This is a genomic window from Paenibacillus taihuensis (genome assembly GCF_003386535.1).
GTDB classification, from domain to species: Bacteria; Bacillota; Bacilli; order Paenibacillales; family Paenibacillaceae; genus Paenibacillus_Z; species Paenibacillus_Z taihuensis.
Window position 1 is genome coordinate 198,588 of the sequence record NZ_QTTN01000007.1, and the last position, 23,249, is coordinate 221,836.

General features: G+C 53.9%; 19 protein-coding genes and 1 other annotated feature. Of the genes, 4 read left to right on the forward strand and 15 right to left on the reverse strand.

Annotated elements, in window-relative coordinates; all coding sequences use genetic code 11:
• Positions 1-183 precede the first annotated feature (183 nt).
• Together A8990_RS08540 and A8990_RS08545 are read right to left on the reverse strand one after the other, a co-directional pair.
• Complete coding sequence (locus A8990_RS08540; RefSeq protein ID WP_116188589.1) at positions 184-978, reverse strand: anti-sigma factor domain-containing protein; 795 nt, start codon at positions 976-978, stop codon at positions 184-186.
• Positions 975-1,583: an RNA polymerase sigma factor gene (locus A8990_RS08545; protein ID WP_116188590.1), complete on the reverse strand. Its 609-nt coding sequence runs from the start codon at positions 1,581-1,583 to the stop codon at positions 975-977. Before A8990_RS08545 ends, A8990_RS08540 begins: the two co-directional genes overlap by 4 nt.
• Before the next feature lie 170 nt (positions 1,584-1,753).
• Between A8990_RS08545 and A8990_RS08550 the strand changes: the two genes are divergently transcribed.
• Genes A8990_RS08550 through A8990_RS08560 form a run of 3 tightly spaced genes read left to right on the forward strand, consistent with a single transcriptional unit; the run spans position 1,754 to position 4,958 of the window.
• Positions 1,754-2,923: a COG1470 family protein gene (locus tag A8990_RS08550; RefSeq protein ID WP_245995904.1), complete on the forward strand. Its 1,170-nt coding sequence runs from the start codon at positions 1,754-1,756 to the stop codon at positions 2,921-2,923.
• A gap of 2 nt (positions 2,924-2,925) precedes the next feature.
• Entirely contained in the window at positions 2,926-3,900 is a 975-nt protein-coding gene (locus A8990_RS08555) for an ABC transporter ATP-binding protein (protein WP_116188591.1), read from the forward strand.
• A 53-nt stretch (positions 3,901-3,953) separates the two neighbouring features.
• Positions 3,954-4,958, forward strand: a complete 1,005-nt coding sequence (locus A8990_RS08560; protein WP_425463890.1) for an ABC transporter permease — start codon at positions 3,954-3,956, stop codon at positions 4,956-4,958.
• A gap of 74 nt (positions 4,959-5,032) precedes the next feature.
• Here the strand turns inward: A8990_RS08560 and A8990_RS08565 are convergent, their stop codons facing one another.
• From A8990_RS08565 to asd, 10 genes are all read right to left on the reverse strand, one after another.
• The gene (locus A8990_RS08565; RefSeq protein WP_116188592.1) at positions 5,033-5,755 is read right to left on the reverse strand and encodes a YebC/PmpR family DNA-binding transcriptional regulator; all 723 of its coding nucleotides are present in this window, start codon (positions 5,753-5,755) and stop codon (positions 5,033-5,035) included.
• A 102-nt stretch (positions 5,756-5,857) separates the two neighbouring features.
• Positions 5,858-6,709 (reverse strand): phosphotransferase family protein, encoded by an 852-nt coding sequence (locus tag A8990_RS08570; protein WP_116188593.1) that lies wholly within the window; start codon positions 6,707-6,709, stop codon positions 5,858-5,860.
• An 8-nt stretch (positions 6,710-6,717) separates the two neighbouring features.
• Complete coding sequence (locus A8990_RS08575) at positions 6,718-8,946, reverse strand: stalk domain-containing protein (protein WP_181909471.1); 2,229 nt, start codon at positions 8,944-8,946, stop codon at positions 6,718-6,720.
• Positions 8,947-9,079: 133 nt separating this feature from the next.
• Positions 9,080-10,861, reverse strand: coding sequence for an aromatic amino acid hydroxylase (locus tag A8990_RS08580; protein WP_245995905.1), 1,782 nt, complete (start codon positions 10,859-10,861; stop codon positions 9,080-9,082).
• 11 nt (positions 10,862-10,872) lie between these two features.
• Positions 10,873-12,030: a homogentisate 1,2-dioxygenase gene (locus A8990_RS08585; RefSeq protein WP_116188596.1), complete on the reverse strand. Its 1,158-nt coding sequence runs from the start codon at positions 12,028-12,030 to the stop codon at positions 10,873-10,875.
• 21 nt (positions 12,031-12,051) lie between these two features.
• Positions 12,052-13,326 (reverse strand): fumarylacetoacetase, encoded by a 1,275-nt coding sequence (gene fahA, locus A8990_RS08590; RefSeq protein WP_116188597.1) that lies wholly within the window; start codon positions 13,324-13,326, stop codon positions 12,052-12,054.
• Between the two features lie 13 nt (positions 13,327-13,339).
• Entirely contained in the window at positions 13,340-14,296 is a 957-nt protein-coding gene (locus A8990_RS08595) for a hypothetical protein (RefSeq protein WP_116188598.1), read from the reverse strand.
• A 48-nt stretch (positions 14,297-14,344) separates the two neighbouring features.
• Positions 14,345-16,348 carry an AMP-binding protein gene (locus tag A8990_RS08600; protein WP_116188599.1) on the reverse strand — a complete coding sequence of 668 codons (2,004 nt, stop codon included), beginning with the start codon at positions 16,346-16,348 and terminating at the stop codon, positions 14,345-14,347.
• Positions 16,349-16,379: 31 nt separating this feature from the next.
• Positions 16,380-17,492 (reverse strand): 4-hydroxyphenylpyruvate dioxygenase, encoded by a 1,113-nt coding sequence (hppD, locus tag A8990_RS08605; RefSeq protein WP_116188600.1) that lies wholly within the window; start codon positions 17,490-17,492, stop codon positions 16,380-16,382.
• 227 nt (positions 17,493-17,719) lie between these two features.
• Positions 17,720-18,805, reverse strand: a complete 1,086-nt coding sequence (asd, locus tag A8990_RS08610; protein WP_116188601.1) for an aspartate-semialdehyde dehydrogenase — start codon at positions 18,803-18,805, stop codon at positions 17,720-17,722.
• Between the two features lie 140 nt (positions 18,806-18,945).
• Positions 18,946-19,215 (reverse strand) — a binding site (T-box leader).
• 179 nt (positions 19,216-19,394) lie between these two features.
• Between asd and A8990_RS08615 the strand changes: the two genes are divergently transcribed.
• On the forward strand, positions 19,395-19,982 hold the full coding sequence (locus tag A8990_RS08615) for a hypothetical protein (protein WP_147306789.1): 588 nt from the start codon (positions 19,395-19,397) through the stop codon (positions 19,980-19,982).
• Between the two features lie 40 nt (positions 19,983-20,022).
• On the opposite strand, the gene A8990_RS08620 is transcribed toward A8990_RS08615, so the two are convergent.
• The 3 genes from A8990_RS08620 to A8990_RS08630 form a co-directional block, all read right to left on the reverse strand.
• A complete protein-coding gene (locus A8990_RS08620; RefSeq protein ID WP_116188603.1) occupies positions 20,023-20,484 on the reverse strand; it encodes a hypothetical protein in 462 nt (153 codons plus the stop codon).
• Positions 20,485-20,502: 18 nt separating this feature from the next.
• Positions 20,503-21,600 (reverse strand): hypothetical protein, encoded by a 1,098-nt coding sequence (locus A8990_RS08625; protein WP_116188604.1) that lies wholly within the window; start codon positions 21,598-21,600, stop codon positions 20,503-20,505.
• 152 nt (positions 21,601-21,752) lie between these two features.
• Positions 21,753-23,072 carry an MFS transporter gene (locus tag A8990_RS08630; protein WP_245995906.1) on the reverse strand — a complete coding sequence of 440 codons (1,320 nt, stop codon included), beginning with the start codon at positions 23,070-23,072 and terminating at the stop codon, positions 21,753-21,755.
• Positions 23,073-23,249 lie beyond the last annotated feature (177 nt).

The window sequence follows — 23,249 nt, forward strand, 5'->3', positions numbered from 1 at the left end:
GAAAGCCCCGTTCGATTCCCGAACGGGGCTAACTTGCTTGGCTGCGCTAAGTGCTAATCGCTATCTCCCGGCTTCTGGCGTTTGTTATAAACGACAATAAACCCGATGAACAGTATAACCGGTATCATAATGGCGACCGGAATAAGTAATATAGGTGTCATGTTCTTCTAATGTGCTCCTTCTCTAGCTAGATCGGTGGTGCAGCCGGATGATGAACGCATCCGGCGTTGTCGGATTTTCGCTGCCGCCCAGCGGCTCTACGGTTAGAACGATTATATCAATATTTGCGAGTGATTGCTTCTTGATATAGAGATGCGACCGCCCAGCCTCTGCATGATGCAGCAAGCCAAGGTTTTCCCGCCCCCGCTCATTCACCGCCCATGCTTGCACGTCATGGCTTTCGCTTGGCAGCATCCCTTCAAGCATGACGAGCACCTCGCTCGAATCATCGTTGAACCAGACATAGCCTTCTCCAAGCTCCTCGCTGGAAGGATGCACCTGATAGCTCGCAGTATGCGGATCGCTCATGAACTGCATCGCCTGTGGTTCATTCTTCTCTACGTAATGACTCCGTTGATTGGCAGGCTCATGGACAAGCCGGCTAAGCCCCATTAGACAAATAATCAGGACGAAACCGGTTGCTGCCGCCGTCATCCAGCGTTTCTTGCTTGATGCGAAAGAACGGACTCTTCGCTGCAAGCCTTGCTTACGAACGTGCATGATGAGGCTGCGCTTCACAGATGGCGACGGCATGAGGTCCACATCCGCAACAACGGCATTGCCATCTGCGATATCTTCGTCAGCACGGAGCAAATGCTCCCACTCCGCAGCTGCGCCACGGCAATACGCGCAAGTTTCCTTATGCTGAAGCATGGCGATTCGCGTCTCATAAGGCTTGCCGCTAACGTACAAATCGACCCAATCCTCTTCCCGATAGAACGGGCAGCAATCGCGCGACATCTGGTCAGGCATTGTCATTTGTGAACCTCCTCCTTCCCGTTTCCGCTCCGATTACGGGAACTCTCCGAATCGTGAGCCCACCCCCGTTTCTCCATCTGTTTTCGCAAATGGTTCAGCCCGTACCTGATGAGCGACTTCACCGTTCCAAGCGGCATATTCCATTCCTCTGACAGCTCGCGATGGGTTTGCGACCCATAGTAGCTGCCGATGACAGCTGTGCGCTGATTCGCGGGAAGCGCCTGCAGCGCATCGACTAACGCATCCTTGCGCAGTCTGGAGAACACCAGCTCCTCGGTCGGTGCCTCCGTCTCCGCGCCAAGCTCCACCTGCTCGGTCTGGACAAGCCTTCGTGTCTTGCGCAGCCGATCCAGGCATCGGCTTCTCGTCATGATCGCGAGCCATGACGTTATCGAGCCGCGGCGAGGATCGTAGCTGCTCCCCCGCCGAAGCACTTCCAGAAACACATCATGGCATACATCCTCTGCTTCCATGCGATCATGCAGCACGCGGAGCGCCACTTTCATGACAAGCGGAGCGTACCGTTCGTAGAACAGCTCGAACGCTTCGACTGAGCCTTCGCACATGCTTCGCAGCGTATAACAATCATCTTCGGGATGGTGCATGCTCGACCTCCTCACCATGCCTATCGGTTCAACTCTATCTACCTACGTTGTATCAGATATTGCTCCAAACGGAAACAGAATTTTTTTTGAACATTGGTAAATCCAACGACTCACTATGTTCGTACCTTGGGTGAATATTGAATTTCACTACTCATCAAGGAGGGATTCGCGTGCGTCAAGCATGCAGCAAGCCGCTGTTCAAAATGTTGTTCGCTCTCATTCTCGTTCTAGGAGTCTCAATCGCAGGCATCACTGACGCGAAGCCAGTCGCCGCCGCGAGCGCAGTCGAGCTGTATACGCCTTATCTGCAGCTGTCCGCGCCGCCAGGCGATTCGATTACGTATGCCATTGACGTCATCAATCATGGCAGTTCAACGGAAACCGTCGATCTAAGCTTCGATTCCCTTGGCAACAAGTGGGACTACGAGCTGACAGCAGGCGGTCGGGCAGTCAGCCGTCTCGCGGTCAAAGCAGGCGACACGCAAAGCGTGAATTTGCAGCTTAATGTGCCGCTTGAAGTGAACAAAGGCGTCTATCGTTTTGCGGTAAAAGCGGATGGAGCCTCCCTGCCGATTGCAGTAGACGTATCGGAGCAAGGCACGTTCCGTACGGAACTGACGACCGATCAGCCGAATATGCAGGGCCATCCGGATTCGACGTTTACGTACAGCGCGACGCTTCGCAACCGCACCGCCTCGAAACAAACCTACGGACTTAGCGCGCAAGCTGAACCGGGCTGGGATGTCACGTTCACAGATGGCGCGAACAGCGTAACCTCCGTCGACGTCGATGCCGGCGGCGAGAAAACGATCAGCATCGCGGTGAAACCGCCGGAAACGGTGAAGAAAGGGACTTACCAAATTCCGATCTCGGCGATGAACAATTCCACTTCAGCCGACTTGACGGTTGAAGCTGCCGTCACCGGCACGTATGGATTGACGCTGAGTACGCCGAACGATCTGCTCAGCACCGATGTGACTGCCGGATCGCAGCGCACGGTAGATCTGACCGTAACGAATACGGGCTCTGCGGATTTGAAAGGCATCAACTTGACCGCGGATACTCCTTCCGGCTGGGAAGTTTCCTTCGAGCCGGCGACGCTGGATACGATCGCAGCCGGACAAACGACGCAAGTGAAAGCCATTATCAAATCGGATAAGAAAGCGCTCGCTGGCGATTATGTCGTCAACCTGACGGCTTCCGGCGTCGAGAAAACAGCCAGCGCGCAGTTCCGCGTAGCCGTGAAGACAAGCGTGCTCTGGGGCTGGGTCGGCATTCTGATCATCATCATCGTTGCAGCAGGCATCTACTTCCTGTTCCGTAAATACGGGAGGCGGTAATCGTGGAGACAGCAACAGCACCAATCATCGAACTTAAGCAGCTGAAGAAAAAATATGGCGATCACGTCGCGGTCGGCGGGCTTAACCTGACCATCCGGCAAGGTGAAATCTTCGGCTTGCTCGGACCGAACGGCGCAGGCAAGACGACGACGATTCTCATGCTGCTCGGGCTGACGGAGCCGACGAGCGGCAGCGCGCGGGTATGCGGGCTGGACCCGACGAGGCAGCCGCTGCAGATCAAACGGCGCGTCGGCTATATGCCGGACGACGTCGGCTTCTACGAGGATCGGACGGCGCTCGATAACTTGATCTTCACCGCGCAGCTCAATCAAATCCCTCGCCAAGAAGCATACCGGCTGGCGGAGCAGCTGCTGGAGCGCGTCGGTCTTGGCGAGGTCGCCGGCAAGAAGGTAGGCGCCTTCTCCCGCGGCATGCGGCAGCGGCTCGGCATTGCCGATGTGCTGATTAAGCGCCCGAACGTCATCATTCTCGATGAGCCGACACTTGGCATCGACCCGGAAGGCGTTCGGGAGCTGCTTCAGCTCATACACGACTTGAGCCGCAGGGAAGGACTGACCGTACTGCTCTCCTCGCATCATCTGCATCAAGTGCAGCAGATTTGCGACCGGGTTGGTCTATTCGTGCGCGGAGAGCTCATCGCATTCGGCGACGTCCCTTCGCTCGCGAAGCAGCTCGATCAGGAGGGGCTCATTACGGTCGAGCTGGAAGCTTCGGGCTTCAGCGATGCAGCACTAAGCGAGCTGTCGACACTAGAGGACGTCGTCGAGGTCCGCGGCTCGGTGCAGCAAGGCGACACGGAGACGACAACCGTGACACTGCTCGGCAAGCGTGATCTGACGACGGAAGCGGCGGGCATTGTGATTCAAAGCGGCGCCCAACTGCAATCCATTCGCCGGAAGCAATACGGGCTCGATGAAATTTACCATCGCTACTTCGAAGGAGGGGGACTCGCGTGAACGCAAACGTGAACGGAAATGCTGCCGCAAAAATAGCGAGACTGTGGAACTGGCTGCCAATCAAGCACGGTGCAAGCTCAGCAACAGAAACAACGGCCAACCGCAGCGTTCCCTCCCCCTTCTGGATTATCGTTAGGAAGGAATTCGGCGATCATCTACGAAGCTGGCGATTCGGCATCCTGATCGGCCTCATAACGCTCGCATGCATTGGCTCCATCTACACCGCGGTCACCGCGCTGCAAGCCGGGGTAAAGACGCAGGAGACGGACACCTCGTTCCTCTTCCTGCAAATGTTCACGGCCTCTGACGGAACACTTCCGAATTTCACCACGTTCGTCATGTTTCTCGGGCCGCTGATCGGCATCTCGCTCGGGTTCGACGCCATCAACTCCGAACGGAACAAAGGAACGCTGAGCCGCCTACTCTCCCAGCCGATCTACCGGGACGACTTCATCCGCGCCAAATTCACCGCATCACTGCTGCTCATTGCGGTCGTGCTCTTCGCGCTTGGATTTCTCGTTATGGGGCTCGGATTGTTCACCATCGGCTATCCGCCGACGCCTGAAGAGGTGCTCCGGGTCATCCTGTTCCTGCTCGTCGCCGTTGTCTACGTCGGCTTCTGGCTGAATCTGTCCTTGCTGTTCTCCATTCGCTTCCGGCAAGCGGCAACGTCCGCGCTCTCCGGCATCGCGCTGTGGATTTTCTTCTCGCTCTTCTACAGCATGATTATGGGGCTGATCGACAAGGCGACAGCGCCGGGCGATTCTTCAGCCCTCAGCCTCTTGCTGCGGCATGCCAATATGATGCTGTTCTTGAACCGCCTGTCGCCGTCCTTCCTGTTCACGGAGCTGACGACGACATTGCTCACGCCAGGCGTCCGCTCGCTCGGACCGCTGACGACCGCCCAAGTCGTCGGCGCGATCGCAAGCCCGCTTCCGCTCGGCCAGAGCATTCTGCTCGCATGGCCGCAGCTGGTCGGGTTGCTCGCTGCCACCATGATCTGTTTCGGCATTTCGTATGCATTGTTCATGCGCCAAGAAATCCGTTCCCGCTCGTAAACGAACAGAAGGCTGCCAAGCGTTTCAACGCCGGCAGCCTTCTCTTCTATGTCTCTTCATTTGATCAATAAAGCTTATTCTTCTGGGAACTCAACGTTATGGTAAACCTGCTGCACGTCTTCCAGATCTTCAAGCGCATCGATCAGTCTCTCGAACTGAACGAGGTCGTCACCTTCGAGCGTCACGAAGTTTTGCGCAAGCATCGTTTGCTCTGCAACTGTGAATTCAGTGATACCCGCTTGCTTGAAAGCAGCTTGTACCGCATAGAATTGATCCGGCTCCGCATACACGATTGCCGATTCATCCTCGTCCTCGATGTCGCGAACGTCAACATCCGCTTCCATCATCAGCTCAAGCACATCATCGGATGATTTGCCATCTACGCCGATAACCGCAGTTGGGCTGAACATATAAGCAACCGAGCCGCTGACGCCCATGTTGCCGCCGCGCTTGTTGAACACCGAACGAACATCCGCAGCTGTGCGGTTTACGTTATTCGTCAGCGTATCCACGATAACCATCGAGCCGCTTGGGCCGAAGCCTTCATAACGAAGCTCGGAGTAGTTCTCATCTCCGCTGCCTTTAGCCTTCTCGATCGCGCGATCGATAATGGATTTCGGTACATTGTATGTTTTGGCGCGTTCGAGTACGAACTTCAGCGCTTGGTTCGATTCCGGATCAGGCTCACCCTTCTTGGCTGCCACATAAATCTCGATGCCGAACTTGGCGTTAACCCGGCTTGTGCTTGCGTCCTTCGATGCTTTCTTCTCTTTGATATTGTTCCACTTACGTCCCATGCTGTACCCACTTTCTAAAACGAAGATATAATGATCCTTGAACCATTATATTGAATAAAGCGACACGAAGACAAGTTTTTCGTATTATTTCCCTCTTACTCGCTACACTGCCTCTTGGTCAACTATCTTCTCTCTGATCATTGCCGCCATCATTTCCACTTGCTCCGCCTGCAGCGCTCCGGACGCCATCGACCTTGCAGCCATTGGCGGATACCACGCTCGGATTTCCGCTTCCGTCACTCCAGACAACTTGCAATACTCGTCAATGAAGATACGGTAAGCCGCTTGTCTGATGGTTTGGAAGAACTCGTCAACATCAGCAGGCGTCTCGGGCGGCAGTACCGCATATTCAATTGACACGCACACTTCCGCGACATCCGCTTCCGGGTTGCCGATCGAAGCATGCATCCAATCAATCATGACGTAACGGTCACCGTTCAGGATGAGATTGCTGAGATTGGTATCCCCGTGACACAATTGCCGCTTGGGCGGCAGCAGGTCCATATAAGCGTGCAATGCACCAACCTCTTCGGGTGAAAACGGCTCCGGATGGCCGATGATCCATTTCAAATTATCGCGCTGACTCGTCTGGATCCCTTCCGTGCTTGCCTGATGAATCTCATGCAGCACCTTCGCTAATATCCGAAGCTCATGATCCTCCGCTTCCATATCAAATGGCTCAAACGCGTACAAGCTCTCATATATCCGATTCACGAGCGTTTCTCCCGAAATGCGCTCATATACAATGCCGTGCCGCCCTCCCCAATTGACGATCTCATAGGGTCTCGGCACGGACAGACCATTGCTACAAGCGACGGAGCTATTGCGGAACTCGCGCTGCACATGCTCCAGCCTTGCGTGCGAGTGATACAGCTTGACAACCTTATCCGCACTTTCATCCCATTCATACACTTCACAGCTCGAGCCGATTCCCACGCATTTTCCAAGCATCATGTAATCTCCTATTCCTTGACTGGTTGAGCTGTCGTATTTACGGTTATATTCACACTTCGGCTGGCGCTGTCCCAAACAACGGGTAATCCGAACACTGCCGTAACTGCTCGAATCGGCACATATGCGATCCCGCTGCGAACGATTGGCGCAAGCTCTGCCTCCGCTTCCTTGCCGTTAATAAGCAAGCTTCGCGTCTTCGCGTCCCATGTCACCGACTGGCCGGACAGCTTCGCAACCATACGAACTGGAATATAGACCAGGCCTTTCTCAGTCAATGGCTTAGGAGCAGAAGCAGAATCAACGACAGGCACACCGTTCACAGACAAGAACACGCTGCTGGCAGGCTTCAGTTCAATGTCCGCACGAAGATGGGAGCCCGATCCGATGTAGGTATCTCCGGATATCTCAATAAAGCCTTTGCCCGGCGGGATTGGCCTCAGCGTTCCGTCAACAGCCGTCCCGTAGGCTGGCATGATGAAATCAACCGAGTACTTGCCATACTTCGCCTTGCTCTTATAAATAATGAGCGACGGATCGGGGTCAGAACTGCTATAGCTCATCCGAATCGGCACCCATCGTACCACAAGCGGAGATTCCTTCTCCGAAACGCCATTGTTCCCCGCAAATTCAAGCTTTTCGCCAAAATGTACCGGGTTCGGTTTGATCGCAAGCGGCGGCGGAAGAACCTTCAATTCGTTAACCAACTCATATGTTTCCTCATCACGGAGGACGAGCGCTTTGCCATTGCCCTGCTCAATCGTAAGCCCGGTCCCCTCCGCTATCTCCACCTCACTCACCCCGTCGGAGAAGCTGATGCTCATGCCATGGAAGAACCCCTCGGTCAAACCAGATGGAACATCCACCGTTTCGCCTTTCTGCACGAACTTGCTCAGTAATGTACACACTTTGCTTATTGAAGCACGGTCATCCGGATTAGCGCCAATCAGCGTCAAGTAGCCCATGTCCCCTTCTTGAACACCAACAGATTTCACCGTTTCCGGACTGCAGGAAGCGGCAAGCTCCTTGAGCGGCTTGCTCTTAGGAAGCTGTTCTCGCTCCTTCTCATACGACGGTCGGAAGTAGGTAAGACCCAATACCTCCGTATTGGATTCCAGAGGATTGGTATAAAAGAGGTCCAATTGCCCGTAACCCCTATCCCCAGCTATGCTCAATGTGTCGCCAGGATATGGCTCTTTGTTCGTATGCACATACTTCAGCTCATCACCGGTCAGCAGCTTATCTGCCAGGACGACAACCGAGTTATCCTTCTTGTCATAGAGCATTAAAAGACCGGTTCCCATCGGCCTTGCAGCGACAAAATCAAACCCGACGCCTTGCAGCCCATACACATCGTCTTTACCGAACAGCTTCGGCAAATCGTAGCTTTCGATTGGCTTCGCATTCTCATCGTACACCGTCACATCACGACCGTCCGATAAGAAGTACCGCGGCTGCCAAGCGCCTGAGATGAGAACCTGCGTTGCGTTCGCATTTGTCTCCAAGTGCCCTTGGTAGACTGCTTTCTGCTGAGCGACGATCTTGCGATTATGCACGAGAAGACCATACGACGTATATTGATCGCCAACTTTGTCGATGACGGTCAGGACGAGATTATCACTCGAGAACCCGCCTATGCGATAAGAGACCGTTCCTTGCAGCGTGCCTTCCAGCTTGCCAAGCAAGGAAACAGGCGTCTGCTCATCCTTCGTCATGTAGATCTCGCCTGTCTTGCGGTTAAGCCAAGATGGGTACCATAACCCTTGCTTGAAATACTCTTCACTTCGCGAAATACGTACTGTGTTTGCTTCAGCATCCCACTTCACGTCTGCCCCGGTTGCCTCGGATAAGAAACGAAGCGGCACATAGATGCGTCCCTCTACAACTTGCATCGGAGCGGGAAGCGCAAGTTCTTTGCCATTCACAATTGCCGCCTCTGAGCCTACCTGCAGCTTAATAGACAAATTCGGATAGTTCAGCAAGGCCGAATTCGCGGACGCCACCCAAGCTACGGTCGTGCCAAGCAGCTCGCCCATATCTCGCAGCGGCAAGTAAATCGTCCCGCTATCCATATATGGCGAGGACTTTGGCGTGAAGCTTTTGCCGTTCATCGTTACTTTAATAACGGTAGTTTCAGCTGCTTTTGCGGCAAGTACAGTCATCGGAAGCAGAAGGGCAATGGATGTAACAAGCAAGAACGCAATTAGTGCAGAGCGTAATCTTCGGCTTATAGGGTACAACGACTCTTCCTCCAATTCATATGTACATTTAACTAATCCCATAGACGGATGCGGTGGAGAAATGTTGCGACTTATTTCTTGTTTTTGGATGAAAAAAAAAGAAGCCCTCAGGCTCCGGCGTGCTGCATGAGGACTAAACGTCAATCACAGCAAGCCCATTCATAATTAAGTTCGTTAGCGCTGGATCTTGGCTTAACGCAGCCAGTTCCTCTCGAAGAGGTTCCTCTAAGCTACTCAGACCGGGATGTGACGCCAACGATAATTCCAGCAGCTCCATGCGCAGCAGCCAATCCGATGGATGCTTGTTGACTAGTTCTTGATGGATCGAGAATATAGCCTGAACGTTTGACTCATCCAATACATGCTGAGCTCGAATCGCAGCGACCTGCTGGTACAGCAGCTCTAGTGCGCTCAGCGGTGCGAGTTGAACGGGCTCTGGTTCAGTTGCCGCCATCTCAGGGTCAGCATTTGCCGAATTTGCCGATTCTGATTGATAAAATGCGAGCGGGTCAGCCGCGCCGGGGTAAGCAGAGACGATTCGGGAACCCACCGCCATGTCGAAGGTACCCCACTCTTTCTTGAACAGCACGTTTCCCGCCAGCGTTACGATGCAATCGTCGAATGAGATCAAGAGTAAGTCATTATTTTGCCTCAACATCTGTTTCACACGACCAGTCACAACGACCCCGCTTGCAAAAGCAAGCGCTGTATCGCTGCCCACGACGACGCCAAGGCTCGCCAACGCTTCATCGTCGCAGCCTTCGAGCGCGATACCACCTGCCAGCAATCCGATGGGCGTGCCGAAGCCCGATGCATGATAGTCGGTTCCATGTCCCGGCAGCTGCTGCTTCGAGGCAGATAGCGCAGTCTCCCCGGACGTCTTCACATAGACTGCCTCGCCGCTCTGATCGGTCATAATCTCGCTAACGATCCCGGTTACGCATAGCCCGGAATTGAGCTCGAATGTCGCGACTTGCTTGGAACGCTTCGCTTTCTGCAAGCTCTCGGTTCCCCCAACACGATATGCCATCGTGCTCGCTAACGATTCCGCGCCTGCCTTCAGTTCATCGAAGCTCTGGCAGACGAACAGCTTCGATTGCATCTCCGTCACAATCTTCGGACTCGCCGCGCAAGCCTCGACAGTGTAAGGCAGCTTCGCGACCGCATCTGTGAAGCAATGCTTGCTCTCTCCTACGGAAGACAGCAATCCTGCACCATATATTCGCGGATGGTCAATGTCTCCGATAAGCCCGTATTCGACCGTCGCCCAGAATAATCGCGACACTTGTTCGGCTTCGGACAGCAGGGCGACAGCCTTCTGCTTCTCTTCCACCAGACGCTGCGCAGCCGCCTTCTCTTCTGCCGTCGAGTTCGGATCCTCCATCACAATCGTTAGCTGCCGAAGCGCTTCGAACGCTTCGCCTCGCTCCTTCATCGAGAATGCCTTCGTCCCAATCTCGCCAATCTGCTGCACGTAAGCACGATACTCCGGATCGAACAGAATCGGCGCATGCCCCGCCGCTTCATGAATGATGTCCGGCGCAGGCGTATATTCAATGTTCGTTAATTTGCGAATTTCAGCGGCGATTGGCAGGATCCCGCTTGCCAGCAGCTCATAGAACACCGCGCCAGGAATGAGCCCGCTCACAATAACGGCGCCCCAGCCAATCTTCGCGAGACAGGCATTCATCTCGGATACGCGCGGGATCTGCTCCGTCACGATGCCTGAGCTTCGCAGTCCTTCCACGAAGGCCGGATGCGCTCGATCCTTCAGCGCGTGGTGATTCTGCCGCATGACATAGCGCCAGACAGCATGATTGATCGGCGTATACTGGTCGTAGTGCTGCTCCGCAACGTACTTCTTGATGTGCGGTGGAATCTGTTTCATGCGATCGACTCCCTCAATAGTTCTCATGATGGGAATGGTTATCTCGGTATCCAGCTGGTCGGATAATTCGGATCTTCCAGCTGCAATGCTTCTCTTGCCACACGAAGCGGCCTGAACGTATCGATCATGACCGCCAGCTCCAGCGTCTCCTTCTTCCCGAGCCCTGCTTCAATCTTTCCGGGGTGAGGACCATGCGGCATTCCGCTCGGATGCAGCGTAATCGAGCCTTCCATAACGCCTTTACGGCTCATGAAATTGCCCTTCACGTAGTACAGCACCTCGTCGCTGTCCACATTGCTGTGAAAATACGGCGTCGGAATCGCATCCGGATGATAATCGAACAAACGCGGTACGAAGGAGCAGACGACGAAGTTATGCCCCTCGAAGGTTTGGTGAATTGGAGGAGGCATATGAATACGCCCCGTAATCGGCTCAAAATCGCCGATGTTGAAGATATACGGGTACAAGTAGCCATCCCATCCTACGACGTTCAGCGGATGCTGTCTGTAGATGTGCTTGTGCACAAAGCCGCCCCGCCGCGTACGAACCTCAAACTCCCCTTCTTCCACATGCGTCTCCAGCTTCTCAGGCAGACGAATATCCCGCTCACAATAAGGGCTGTGTTCCAGCAGCTGCCCATGCTCATTCCGATAACGCTTCGGCGTCGTAATCCAGCTCGTTGTCTCTACCACGAGCAGCTTCGATTCCACTGCATCAGGAACGACGCAATAGATCGTCCCGATCGGAATGACGATATAATCGCCCGGACCATAGCTAAGCGTCCCGAACATAGACTCGACAGTGCCTGTTCCGTAATGAACGAACAACAGCTCGTCACCGTTCGCATTGCGGTAGTAATAATTCATCGGCTGCGTCAGGTTTACGACCGAGATGGCAACGTCTTCATTCCCGAGGATGCAGCGTCTGCCCTGAACGGCATCACCGCTGTCCTGTGCCCCCGCAGTCAGAAAATGCCGATGCCGCAGCGGACCTTGATCTTCAACCTCTATCTGAGCAGAAGCATGCAGTTCTGAGCTAAGCATCTCCGTAGGAGCAGTGTGATGATATAGAATGGACTGGATGCCGGAGAAGCCTTTTGTCCCCATTACCTGTTCCCGATATAGCGTCCCATCCGCGCGCCTAAACTGCGTGTGCCGTTTTCGCGGAATGTCTCCCATTCGATGATAGAAAGGCATATCATCCTTAGCCCCCTCTCTTCAAAATGCCGGCAGCACCCGCCCGGTCACCTCGCCGAAGCCTACCCGATAACCATCTCCTTGGCAGTATCCTGTCAACGTAAGCCGGTCGCCATCCGCGAGCCACACACGCTCCTCCCCATTCGGCATTTGAATCGGCTCGGTACCGCGCCATGTCAGCTCGAGCAGGCAGCCGCGAGATGGTTTGTCTTCGCCGCTTATTGTGCCGGATGCAAGCAAATCGCCGGACTGCAGATTGCAGCCGCCTACGGTGTGATGTGCGATTTGTTGTGCAATTGTCCAGTAGAGATGGGTGTAATTTGTAGATGTGATTCGATGAGGCTGTTCGGATGTGGAAGTTTGCAGCAAAGCTTCCAGCTGGATATCGAACGTCGTGGAGCGCGTGTCGTTCTGCGAAAGATAAGGCAGCGGCTCAGGTGTCTGTTTCGGAGCTGGAATGCGGAACGGTTCAAGCGCTTCAATCGGCACGAGCCACGGGGATATGGAGGTGGCGAAGCTTTTGCCGAGGAACGGGCCAAGCGGCTGGTATTCCCACGCCTGAATATCTCGCGCGCTCCAATCATTCACGAGGAAGACTCCGAAGATGTGGTCTTCGGCGGCATCGATCGGGATTGGCTCCCCGAGCGGGTTGCCCGCTCCGATCAGCCAGCCGACTTCCAGCTCAAAATCGAGCTGACGGCTCGGGCTGAAGATCGGATCCGCAGCATCCGGCAGTTTGATCTGACCTTTCGGACGACGCACATCGGTGCCGCTTACGACGATCGAGCTCGCTCGGCCGTGATAGCCGACAGGCAGATGAAGCCAGTTCGGCATTAGGGCATTCTCTTTGCCGCGGAATAAGGTGCCAACGTTAGTCGCATGGGCTTTCGAAGCATAGAAGTCCGTATAGTCGCCGATCTGCACAGGCAGCAGCAGCTCGACTTCGCTTTGCAAGTGGAAGGAAGCAGCTCGAAGTAATACATTATCGCGAAGAGTCGGTTCCTCGGCATCCAGAAGCTGGCTTATGGCAGCACGCAGCTCCCGCCAAGCCGCACGACCAAGCGCCATGAAGGCATTCAGCGTTGGCTGCGCAAAAATCTCTTTTTCCGTTAACGTAGGAACATGGCTGAAGCAGCCCGCTTCATCGAGCACAGCAAGGTCCAGCACATATCGGCCGATCGCGACTCCGATTCGCGGCCGCCCTCCTCGACGAGGACGGAACACGCCGTAGGGCAGATTTTGAATGGGGAAATGAGACTCCGGCTCTACGGGGACAAACGACTTTTTTAGCGCCATTTTATCCACTCCTCTACTTCAAGTGTCCCAGCTCCCGCAGCTCATCTCGGGGCTCATCGAAGCTGCAGCTGCCGTATGAGATTAGCGACGCAGCTCTATATCGCTTCACGGAATCGGGAGACATATCAAGCTGCCCCCACCTGATACCGCTACTATTGCTTCTGATTATAAAATTCGCCGGATCCTCGTCGGCCAATACCGCTGTAAGCGCGGCCTGATCCAACTGATGCTCGTAAGCGAGCAGTCCAGCGAAGAACACATTGAGGAAGCCGTGCATCTTCGTGTTCACTTCGTCCCGGAACATCCTCACCGGATGGTGCAGTCCTGCTGTAAACTTCATCGGAACCTGCCCTTCTCGGCAGGCTGCGAGCACCGCAGCAACCTGGCTTGGCGACGGGAATGCAGCTGCAGCTACGCCCCCTGTTCGGAGCTTGATGCCGAGCTTAATGTCTGATGCGGCATTGAAATCCGCAAACTGCTGGATCGCCTCGCTCATTGCTGACTCCCAATCCGCATCCAGTGGATACGTCAGTTCGCAAAAGGCACGCAAACCGGAAGCAGACGTCTCCTGTGCGATCGTGCGCAGAAGTTCTTGTTCAATGTTGGCCGGCGGCAGCGGCAGCGGCAGCTCCAGCGTATCAACCGTTGCCGCAAGCTGGTATTGATTGCGGAATTCTTCGATCCATTCCACGCAACCGTTTAAGAGCGACTGGCACTCCAGGGTGGTGCGGCTCCGGCTGCCGATTACCGAAAGCGTTAGCGGATGATCCGCCGAGAACATCCGCTTGAACGGAGCAAGCTCGACCAGCCGGGACACCGGGATAACGAACTTGCCCAACATCCAATTGTCCTGCCCATGCATGTAACTGTGATACTGCTGGATTGCCGCGTGCATCGGAAGCTCAGCGGGAGGGAATAAGCCTGCGTAATCGATGAGCTTCTCCATCAATGATCGAATGCTCGTTGTCATGATTGTGCAGCCTCCTTTGTCCGTGGAACGCCTCACTACGCTATCTTCTTATCCACCTGCTGCGAGTCTTCGAATAGCCTCCACTGCTTCTGGATTATCAAGCGATGTCAGATCGCCGAGCGGAAGACCGAGATAGGCCGCCCTGACTGCTCTGCGCATGACCTTCGCGTTTCTCGTCTTCGGCAGTGCGTCAACCTCGAAGATGGCTTTCGGCGTAAAACCTTTTCCAAGCTGATCGGCGACCAAGGCGCGCAGTTCTTCGTACATATCCGTTGATCTGATGTTGCTTGCGCGAAGCCGGTTAACGACGACAAAACAGACCGCCGCCTCTCCTTTCACATCATCGGGGACGCCAATTGCCGCTGCTTCCACTACAAGCGGATGAGCGGACAGAACGGATTCCAGCTCGGCAGGCCCGAGCCGCTTGCCCGCGATGTTGAGCGTATCGTCGGATCGGCCGGTAATGTACCAATTGCCGGTATCCTCGTCGATACAAACCCAATCGCCGTGTACCCACGTATCCGGCCATCTCGACCAGTACGTCTGCTCATATCGTGACGGATCTTGCCAAAAGCCGCTTGCCATGCCAAGCCACGGACTCTTCATTACGAGCTCGCCGACCTCTCCCAGCACCGGCTTGCCTTCGCTCGAATAAACATCCGCAGCCATGCCGGGAATCGGCGAGTTGAACCCTGCCGGAGCAATCGGCTTCAGCAGCACATTGCCAAGGATGCCGCCGGATATTTCGGTGCCGCCGGAATAATTGACGATCGGCACGCGTGATTGGCCGACCTGTTCGTAAAGCCATAACCATGGCTCGTCATTCCAAGGCTCGCCCGTTGAGCCGAACACTCGCAGCGAAGTTAGCGAACAATTGCGATAACAAGCATCGCCATACTTCATGATGCTGCGAATTAACGTCGGCGATATGCCAAGATGGGTAATCTGAAGTTTATCAACGAGCGAGAATATGCGATCAGGTCCCGGATAATTCGGCGAACCTTCATAAAGTGCCATAGCCGCGCCATTCAACAGAGTGCCATACACGAGAAACGGTCCCATCATCCAGCCCATGTCCGTCACCCAGAGCATGATGTCGCCAGGCTTCACATCCATGGCATAACCGGCATCGAATGCGGCTTTGATCGGGAACCCGGTATGCGTATGGACAATCCCCTTCGGCACGCCGGTTGTGCCGGACGTATAGAGCAGCATGAGCGGTTCGTCGCTTTCCATTGGCACTGTCATAGCTGTCGGTTCTGTCAACACAGATTCTGCTGGTACAACCCCGCTCGCCGCATCAGGCCGCCCAAGCTCGCTCCATTCCACATCTCGCCCCTGCCGCGATGGCGCAGAATCACTGCTCAGTCTGCGCACAACGACAACATGTTCAACCGAAGATGCCGTATCCGCCGCTTTATCGGCTTCCTCCTTAAGCAGAATCGCCTTTCCGCGGCGATAGAAGCCATCGGCGGTGACCACAACCTTGCAGCCTGCAACTTCCAACCGTTTCGCCGCTGCGTCAGCACGGTAACCGGAATAGATCGGGATGCTGATCGCTCCTAGCTTGGCGATGGCGAGCAGCGCGATGACCGTCTCGGGGATCATCGGCATATAGATCGCGACCCGGTCGCCTCTTCGTACGCCAAGCCGACCCAAGCCACCGGCAGCCGCGTTCACCTCAGCGGCTAGCTCGCTGTACGTGAAGCTTCTCGACGCACCGTCCTCGCCTTCCCATATAAGCGCTTTCCGCGCAGCTGTGGCTGGATCGTCGAGCCATCGATCAAGCGCATTCGTCGCCGCATTCGTCCGTCCGCCGGCAAACCAGCGCGCCCATCGGATACCTCGCGCGAGATCGACAGTCTGATTATAATCGCGTTCCCATACGATCCCCATATCCTGCTGGACGGCATTCCAGAACCAGCCGACGTCGTCTATCGACTTCGAGTAGAACGCATCGTAGCCGTCGAAGCCAAGCTTCTGCATGAACTGAAATAACCGTGTCTGCTCGATCGTTTCTTTTGTCGGGTGCCAAACCGGATTTTGCCGCATGTTCAGCATCTCCTTCACGCTTCAGCTGCAGTTACAGATTGCCTCTGCGGGCTTGTTCACGTTCGATTGACTCGAACAACGCTTTGAAGTTGCCTTCTCCGAATCCGACTGCGCCTTTGCGCTGAATAATCTCAATAAACAGGGTCGGCCGATCAACGATCGGCTTCGTGAAGATTTGCAGCAAGTAGCCTTCGTCATCGCGGTCGACGAGAATATCCAGCTCGCGCAGCTTCGTCAGCTCCTCATCAATCTCGCCTACCCGATCGGGCAGCATCTCATAATAGCTATCTGGAGTACTCAGAAACTCAATGCCGTTACCGCGGAGCGTTGAAACCGTGGAAATAATATCATTCGTGAGAACCGCAATATGCTGTACGCCTGCGCCGTGATAGAAATCGAGGAACTCCTGGATTTGCGACTTGCGTTTGCCGGTTGCCGGCTCATTAATCGGGAATTTGATCCGTCCGCCGCCGAACATCACCTTCGACATGAGCGCTGAATACTCGGTCGAGATATCCTTGTCGTCGAAGTGAATCATCTGCTTGAAGCCCATGACCTTCTCGTAATACTCCACCCATTCTTCCATACGCTCTACGTTGCCAACAACGTGGTCGATACCGATCAGTCCGGTAGGGCTATTCGGAATGTTCCAATCGCACGCTTCATACTTCGGCATGAAGATGCCTTTGTAATCGCTGCGGTCAATCAACGTGTGCACCGTATCGCCATAAGTTCCTACGACAGCTATCCGAACGGTTCCATTCGCATCGCTGACTTCCTTCGGCTCCATCACCGGAATGCCGCCCCGCGCCACCAGTTCGTGATAGGCTTTCTCTACGTCATCAATGCGCATCGCAATATCTTTGACCCCGTCGCCATGCTTCTTCGTAAACTCCGCGATCGGGTGATCCGGCGATAGCGCCCCGCTCACAATGAATCGTGCTTGCTGCTGCTCAAGCACATACGACACTTTGCTGGACTCTCCGGTTTCAAGACCCGCGTACGCAATCGGGCGGAAGCCGAAGCCTTTGCTCAGGTAATGTGCGGCCTGTTTCGCGTTCCCAACATAGAGCTCGATGTACTCGACGCCCCGTACGGGGAAGAAATCCGAACCACTTTGGCCAACTCGGCGTTGTTTCTTCATGCTGTCCTCATCCCTTTTTCACATTTACCGTTATCTTATTCAGCACCTGCGGACGATGCCCATAATAGGGCCTAGTTATATTTATTCGGTGGATGGGCGAACTTTCCAATTTATTGTCGAGAGGCTTGTTTCTATTCCAAGCTACAACGAAAAAACAGCAAGCCCCGAGTACACCCGGAATGCTTGCCGTTCTTTATAAATTCCTTATAACTTCCATATTGAAAAGCTTATTTAGCCACGATATAGCCTTCTGCTTTCAGAAGCTCGGCGATCAGCACCGCGCCGCCTGCAGCTCCGCGGAGCGTGTTGTGCGAGAGACCTACGAATTTGAAATCGTAGATCGAATCTTCACGAAGTCGGCCGACCGATACGCCCATGCCGTTCTCGATGTCACGGTCAAGCTTCGTCTGCGGTCTGTTCTCTTCTTCGAAGTACGTGATGAATTGCTTCGGCGCACTTGGCAGGCCCAATTGCTGCGGACGGCCTTGGTATTCGCGCCAGCGTGCGAGAATCTCTTCCTTCGCCGGCTTGTTCTCGAACGAAGCGAATACAGTCGCCATATGGCCGTCTGTAACTGGAACGCGGATACATTGCGTTGTAATAAGCGGCGCGCTTGCTTTTACAATCTCGCCGTTCTCTACAGTACCCCAGATCCGAAGCGGCTCCTGCTCGCTCTTCTCTTCTTCGCCTCCGATGTACGGGATTACGTTATCGAGCATATCCGGCCAATCGGTGAAGTTCTTGCCCGCACCGGAGATCGCTTGGTACGTCGATGCGACGACTTGCGTCGGCTTGAAATCGAGCAGCGCGTGAAGCGCCGGCACGTAGCTCTGGATCGAGCAGTTCGGCTTAACCGCGATGAAGCCCGTCTCTGTGCCGAGACGTTTGCGCTGTGCTGCGATGACTTCAAGATGGCTTGGGTTGATCTCTGGAATTACCATCGGTACGTCTGCCGTCCAGCGGTGCGCCGAGTTATTCGATACGACAGGCGTGCCTGTCTTCGCATAAGCTTCTTCGAGAGCTTGAATTTCATTCTTCTTCATATCGACTGCGCAGAATACGAAATCAACGCCAGCAGCAACTTCTTCCACCTTCGATGCATCCTGAACGACAATATTTTTCACGGAATCCGGAATTGGCGTGGACAGCTTCCATCTGCCCGAAACCGCTTCTTCATATGTTTTACCAGCCGAGCCGCTGCTTGCAGCGATCACTGTTACTTTAAACCATGGATGCTGATCGAGCAGTTCAACAAAACGCTGGCCGACCATCCCTGTTCCACCGACAATACCAACCTTGAGCTTATCCGTCATACCAATTCAATCCCTTTCAGCTTGAGTGTGTCTTCCCTTATTCAATCTCATTCATTTGGTGTACCTTATGCATGCGTGAGCCGAGTTGCAACTGCGTCTTCTGATAACAAAAAAATCCCACCCCCAAGACTCCGGAAAGTCTTAGGGACGAGATTTGCATGCTCGTGGTACCACCCTAGATTCGCTAAAATGTCGCCATTTCAGCCTCCTCGAGTACGGCTTTGCTTCCAGCAAGGCTTATACTCTAGCTCTATAACAGGAGCTCCTGTCACCCCATCCCCCGCCGATTGCGTTAGTTCCGGTGCGCTGCTCTGAGCCTTTTTTCAATAAAGCTTGCTTTGCCCCTTTCCAGCTGCCAGGGCTCTCTGTAAAAGCAATTCTTTACTTACTCTTCTCTTCATCGCATTTGAATGTTGCGTTTATATTATCAGATTACGAAGAAGAGGTAAATCATTTTTTTGAAAATTCGAAGCATATCGACGATGCCCGAGCTTATGGAAATGTTTGTTATGGATACGAGCAGCGCAAACATACTTTAGTAGACAGCTGCTTTAAAGCACAAATTACCAGCTTGTACCGGATAGGAGAGTTGATTCAACTGAGATGGCTGATAGCTACCGTGCTTGCAATTGTAATGTTAGTCAGCATCGCCGGCTGCGAACAGCAGTCAAACAGCAGCAAGGCAGCCACGCCTGAAGAGCCCCAAATTGAACTCTCCAAGCATATGACGGCGCATCAGAAGGACCGGTTTCAAATGTTCGTCGCTCGTGTCGTGCGCGACCGAAACAACTTGACGCCGGAAACGATCAGACAGTTCTGGGAGCTGGTCGACGAAGTCAAGGCGACGGATGAAGAGGTTGCCACGATGAAGGATTTGCTTGCTGGACCGATCGTCATCTACATGAAATTTTTCTTCGATGATGCACTGATCGCGCTGTCGCAAGGCGTTCCTTACAAGTCTCCGGAGCGTGCCGAATACGAGCAGCATCTCAAATCCATCCATGCCATCACGGACGATAGAATCCGGCAAAATGATGATCTCATGTCGCGGATTGCCCGCAAAGATCCCCTCCTGAAAGGCGATAGGCCAATCGACGAGCTAATCATCCGGGATGCGCTCATTAATGTATACGAAGCAATTGATTCGATCAATATTCTGTTCACGCGGCCAGCATGAAGAAGGCTGCCGAGTCGCGATAGCGGCGGGCAGCCTTCGTTTATTTATGGATCGTTTTATTGGCTTCAATCTCCGCCGCCGCAGCCAAATTCCTCAGCATGATCGCATCGTGCTTGCCGCTGGCTTCTGCGATGACTCGCGTTAGCTCCGAATAGCGCTCTTTCATTACGGAGATGCGCTCTTCCAGCTTCTGAATGTCTTGCTGCATTGTAGCAGCTAATGTTTTACTAGAGTACGCCTGCTCCAGATACCGCTTTGCTGCCTCTGCATTCTGCAGCGAAGCTTCTTGCTCGGCCTGCTGGCGGAATTGCTGCTCCTGCTTCTTAATCGACTGCTGTCGTTCCTTTGCCGTGAGCAGCTCAGACTCCAATCGACTGACAATAACGGCAAATTCGCGAAGCCGCTCATTCGCCGCTTCGAGATAAACCTCGAAGGAAACAGGCTCCTCTGTTTTAGACGTTCGCGATCGGTAGATCTGTATAATTCGATTTACAATTCCCATAATTGCTCTCCTGCCAGTCTAATGGTCCTCATCTTCGCAATACTTTCGCTCATCTGCGGATTGGAAGGTACGCTGCGTAATAAAGCGGCCCGGCTCGCCGTCATCGCCATATTCGAACACGAATACATGATCTCTTGGAATAACGTTGCCTAGCACGCTTACACTGTTGGCCAGCACGCGGTAAACCGCCGGGAACGGACAGCAATACCAATACGAATCTTCCTTGATTTGGCCGCGCTTCAGCAGCTCCTCCACCGTCGTTTCATACTCTCGTTCTACCGGCGTTTCCACGAAGTTCTCCCAATGTTCGATCAGATCGCGCTCCGCTTGGAAAAACTCTCCGGCTTTGCGAATTTCGCGAATCGCCGTCTTCGATGTCACTTTCCAGATGTCGTTCGAGTCCAGCTTGCACGGAATCTTGGCAGCAGCAGCGACAAACGGAGAGTTCTTCAGCAGCTCTGGATCCTTCAAGCCCTGCGCGACTAGGATGTAGCTCGATAACGCCATCCAGTACTGCTCTTCAGCGTCCTCGTGGCTCTCCTCCGAGACGCGGCGACCATTCGAGATCGTGCCGACGATAGAGTCGCCGGCTTGCTTGCGTGTTCTCGCTTCCTCGTAGAGCAGAATCGCATCCTTGTAGGTGTCCTTCTCATTTCGCGCGATGGACACCTCCAGCGCGAGGAGCTCCTCCATTCCCGCGGCAGCTCTGCGAAGTCCTGCGATGTGCTGTTCAGGGCATGGCTTCGGTCCCTCGATCTGCGTGCCAAGCCGAATTGGCAGCTGAATGCGAGCGGAATTCGCGAATGCCGCTTCCTGTCTCGCTGCGACCATAATGTCTGGCAGCATGCCGTACCAGACGTCCGCCTGATCATGCGTTACAATCGGTACCGGCTTAGGAACAGCGCCATCGAGTGCATCTCCAAGCAGCTCATCCGACATGATCTGAATGCTTCGCGCTGCTTGCACAATCGCATTGGCGCGAGCCGACTTGCTTTCCGCCAGCTCGACATGAAGCGAATACACTTGCTCGCCTAGCCTTTTGTAGCTTTCCAGATGTTCGATTGGACATATCTTCTGCCCGGTTAGCTGTTCTCGGAACCAATCCATAACTCCCATTGTGTACAACCTCCATAACGACTCAAGTTAACCTTTAGTACGCATAATTTCACACAGATGTTTCAAAACATTGACAAACTTATCTTATTCGATCAACGTCCGGATGCATAGAAAAAATATTTATTAAAAAAGAACTGGCAAGCCAACCTCGGTTAGCTTGCCAGTTCTTCTTGTTGATCGCGTATAGCCGATGCTGCTCTGCTGTAGCTCTCCTGATTCGTGCTCAGCATGGAGCGTCCTGCCGTGAGTGCCAAGCCCAGCAGGACAAGCCCCATACCAACGCTGAAGCCGTAGTGTTCCACCCATGCCGGCATCGTCTTCAAGTTCCGATAAATCTCACCGCCGAGAATCGGGCTTAAGAATCCAGTGAAGCCGGTCAACGCTGCGAACACAGCCACGTAGATTGTCCGTTCCGAGCTAGGCGCTTCTTCGATCGTGAAGTTGAACGTCAACTGCGTAAATCCGCCCGTGCCGATGCCAAGCAGCATATGCACCAGAATGAGTACCGGAATCGCCGGTATCCACGCAATTCCGCCCCAGAGCAGGCAGGAAGCTGCGATAATCGGCAGTGTCCAACGCAGGACACGCTTCGTGCCGTACTTGGCGTTCAAGTTGCCCCACACATAATAACTCGTCATCATGACGATCAACTGAACCGTCGTAATGACCGATACCCACTGGATGCTGATGCTGAGCACTTCCTGCATGACATAGGAGAACAATGGAATCGCCATGTTTTGGAAGAAAATCCATGCCGCCAGAAATAAGGTCGCACGTACGAAGCTGCGATCCTTGAGCGGTTTGACGAGCAGCTTAAGCTTCTGAGATTCCTGCGACCTCTCATACGGGAGATTCGGATAGCTAAACAGATGATAGCCGTTCCATACCATGCATACCGCCGCGATGATATACAGAATGATGAAGCCGTTCTGCTTCGAGAAAAGCTCCAGAATTTGACCGCCAGCGAGGACAGCTGCGGCGGCAAGTCCGCCAACAATCGTATTTCTTATGCCCATGTACCTGCCCCTCACCTGGGCGGGAACCATGTCTCCGATGAGCGATGCCCAGATAACGCCCGCAATGTTCGAGCATAGATACGAGAGCAAATAAAGCGCGATGAATGTATACACCCAGTAGCTCTGGGGTAAGACGAATGGGATAAGCCCGGTCAGTACCCATAGTACGCGGTAAAGTACACCGTAGCCGAACACGTAAGCTCGCCGGTTATCGACGTTGTGCGTTATGATCGCAGTGAAGATTTGCGCCAGGTTGGCGAAAGCTGGAATGGCAAGCGCGAAGCCAATCTGCGCAGACGATGCGCCGAGATAGAGCATGAATCCGGTCAGGAACGGACCGCCCAGCATGCTCCCGAGCAAACCGCCTGAAATCCCCTCGCTCGTGATCAATTTCAAATATTTTCGACTATCAGACTGTTTCTTGCTTTTGGTGAATCGTTTCGTCCAAAGCATCATTTACCCCTAATTTATAATGTATTTATCTAATTTAATCGATTCACCTAGATTTGTATACCAAAACAAAAAGGGCCGCCCCGCGAGCAATGTCATTAAGTTAAGGTGTTGAACCAAATATCTATGCAAAGGAGCAGGTTATCGAAAGATAGCCTGCTCCTTTTTTGCGTGAAAAAGAGT

Excerpts from the sequence above, each read along its gene's own strand:
- fahA (WP_116188597.1), bottom strand. The coding sequence starts at position 13,326 with ATGGCGCTAAAAAAGTCGTTTGTCCCCGTAGAGCCGGAGTCTCATTTC.
- A8990_RS08600 (WP_116188599.1), bottom strand. The coding sequence starts at position 16,348 with ATGCGGCAAAATCCGGTTTGGCACCCGACAAAAGAAACGATCGAGCAG.
- asd (WP_116188601.1), bottom strand. The coding sequence starts at position 18,805 with ATGACGGATAAGCTCAAGGTTGGTATTGTCGGTGGAACAGGGATGGTC.
- A8990_RS08570 (WP_116188593.1), bottom strand. The coding sequence starts at position 6,709 with ATGATGCTTGGAAAATGCGTGGGAATCGGCTCGAGCTGTGAAGTGTAT.
- A8990_RS08630 (WP_245995906.1), bottom strand. The coding sequence starts at position 23,072 with ATGATGCTTTGGACGAAACGATTCACCAAAAGCAAGAAACAGTCTGAT.
- A8990_RS08540 (WP_116188589.1), bottom strand. The coding sequence starts at position 978 with ATGACAATGCCTGACCAGATGTCGCGCGATTGCTGCCCGTTCTATCGG.
- A8990_RS08585 (WP_116188596.1), bottom strand. The coding sequence starts at position 12,030 with ATGCCTTTCTATCATCGAATGGGAGACATTCCGCGAAAACGGCACACG.
- A8990_RS08625 (WP_116188604.1), bottom strand. The coding sequence starts at position 21,600 with ATGGGAGTTATGGATTGGTTCCGAGAACAGCTAACCGGGCAGAAGATA.
- A8990_RS08565 (WP_116188592.1), bottom strand. The coding sequence starts at position 5,755 with ATGGGACGTAAGTGGAACAATATCAAAGAGAAGAAAGCATCGAAGGAC.
- A8990_RS08580 (WP_245995905.1), bottom strand. The coding sequence starts at position 10,861 with ATGAGAACTATTGAGGGAGTCGATCGCATGAAACAGATTCCACCGCAC.
- A8990_RS08595 (WP_116188598.1), bottom strand. The coding sequence starts at position 14,296 with ATGACAACGAGCATTCGATCATTGATGGAGAAGCTCATCGATTACGCA.
- hppD (WP_116188600.1), bottom strand. The coding sequence starts at position 17,492 with ATGAAGAAACAACGCCGAGTTGGCCAAAGTGGTTCGGATTTCTTCCCC.
- A8990_RS08545 (WP_116188590.1), bottom strand. The coding sequence starts at position 1,583 with ATGCACCATCCCGAAGATGATTGTTATACGCTGCGAAGCATGTGCGAA.
- A8990_RS08620 (WP_116188603.1), bottom strand. The coding sequence starts at position 20,484 with ATGGGAATTGTAAATCGAATTATACAGATCTACCGATCGCGAACGTCT.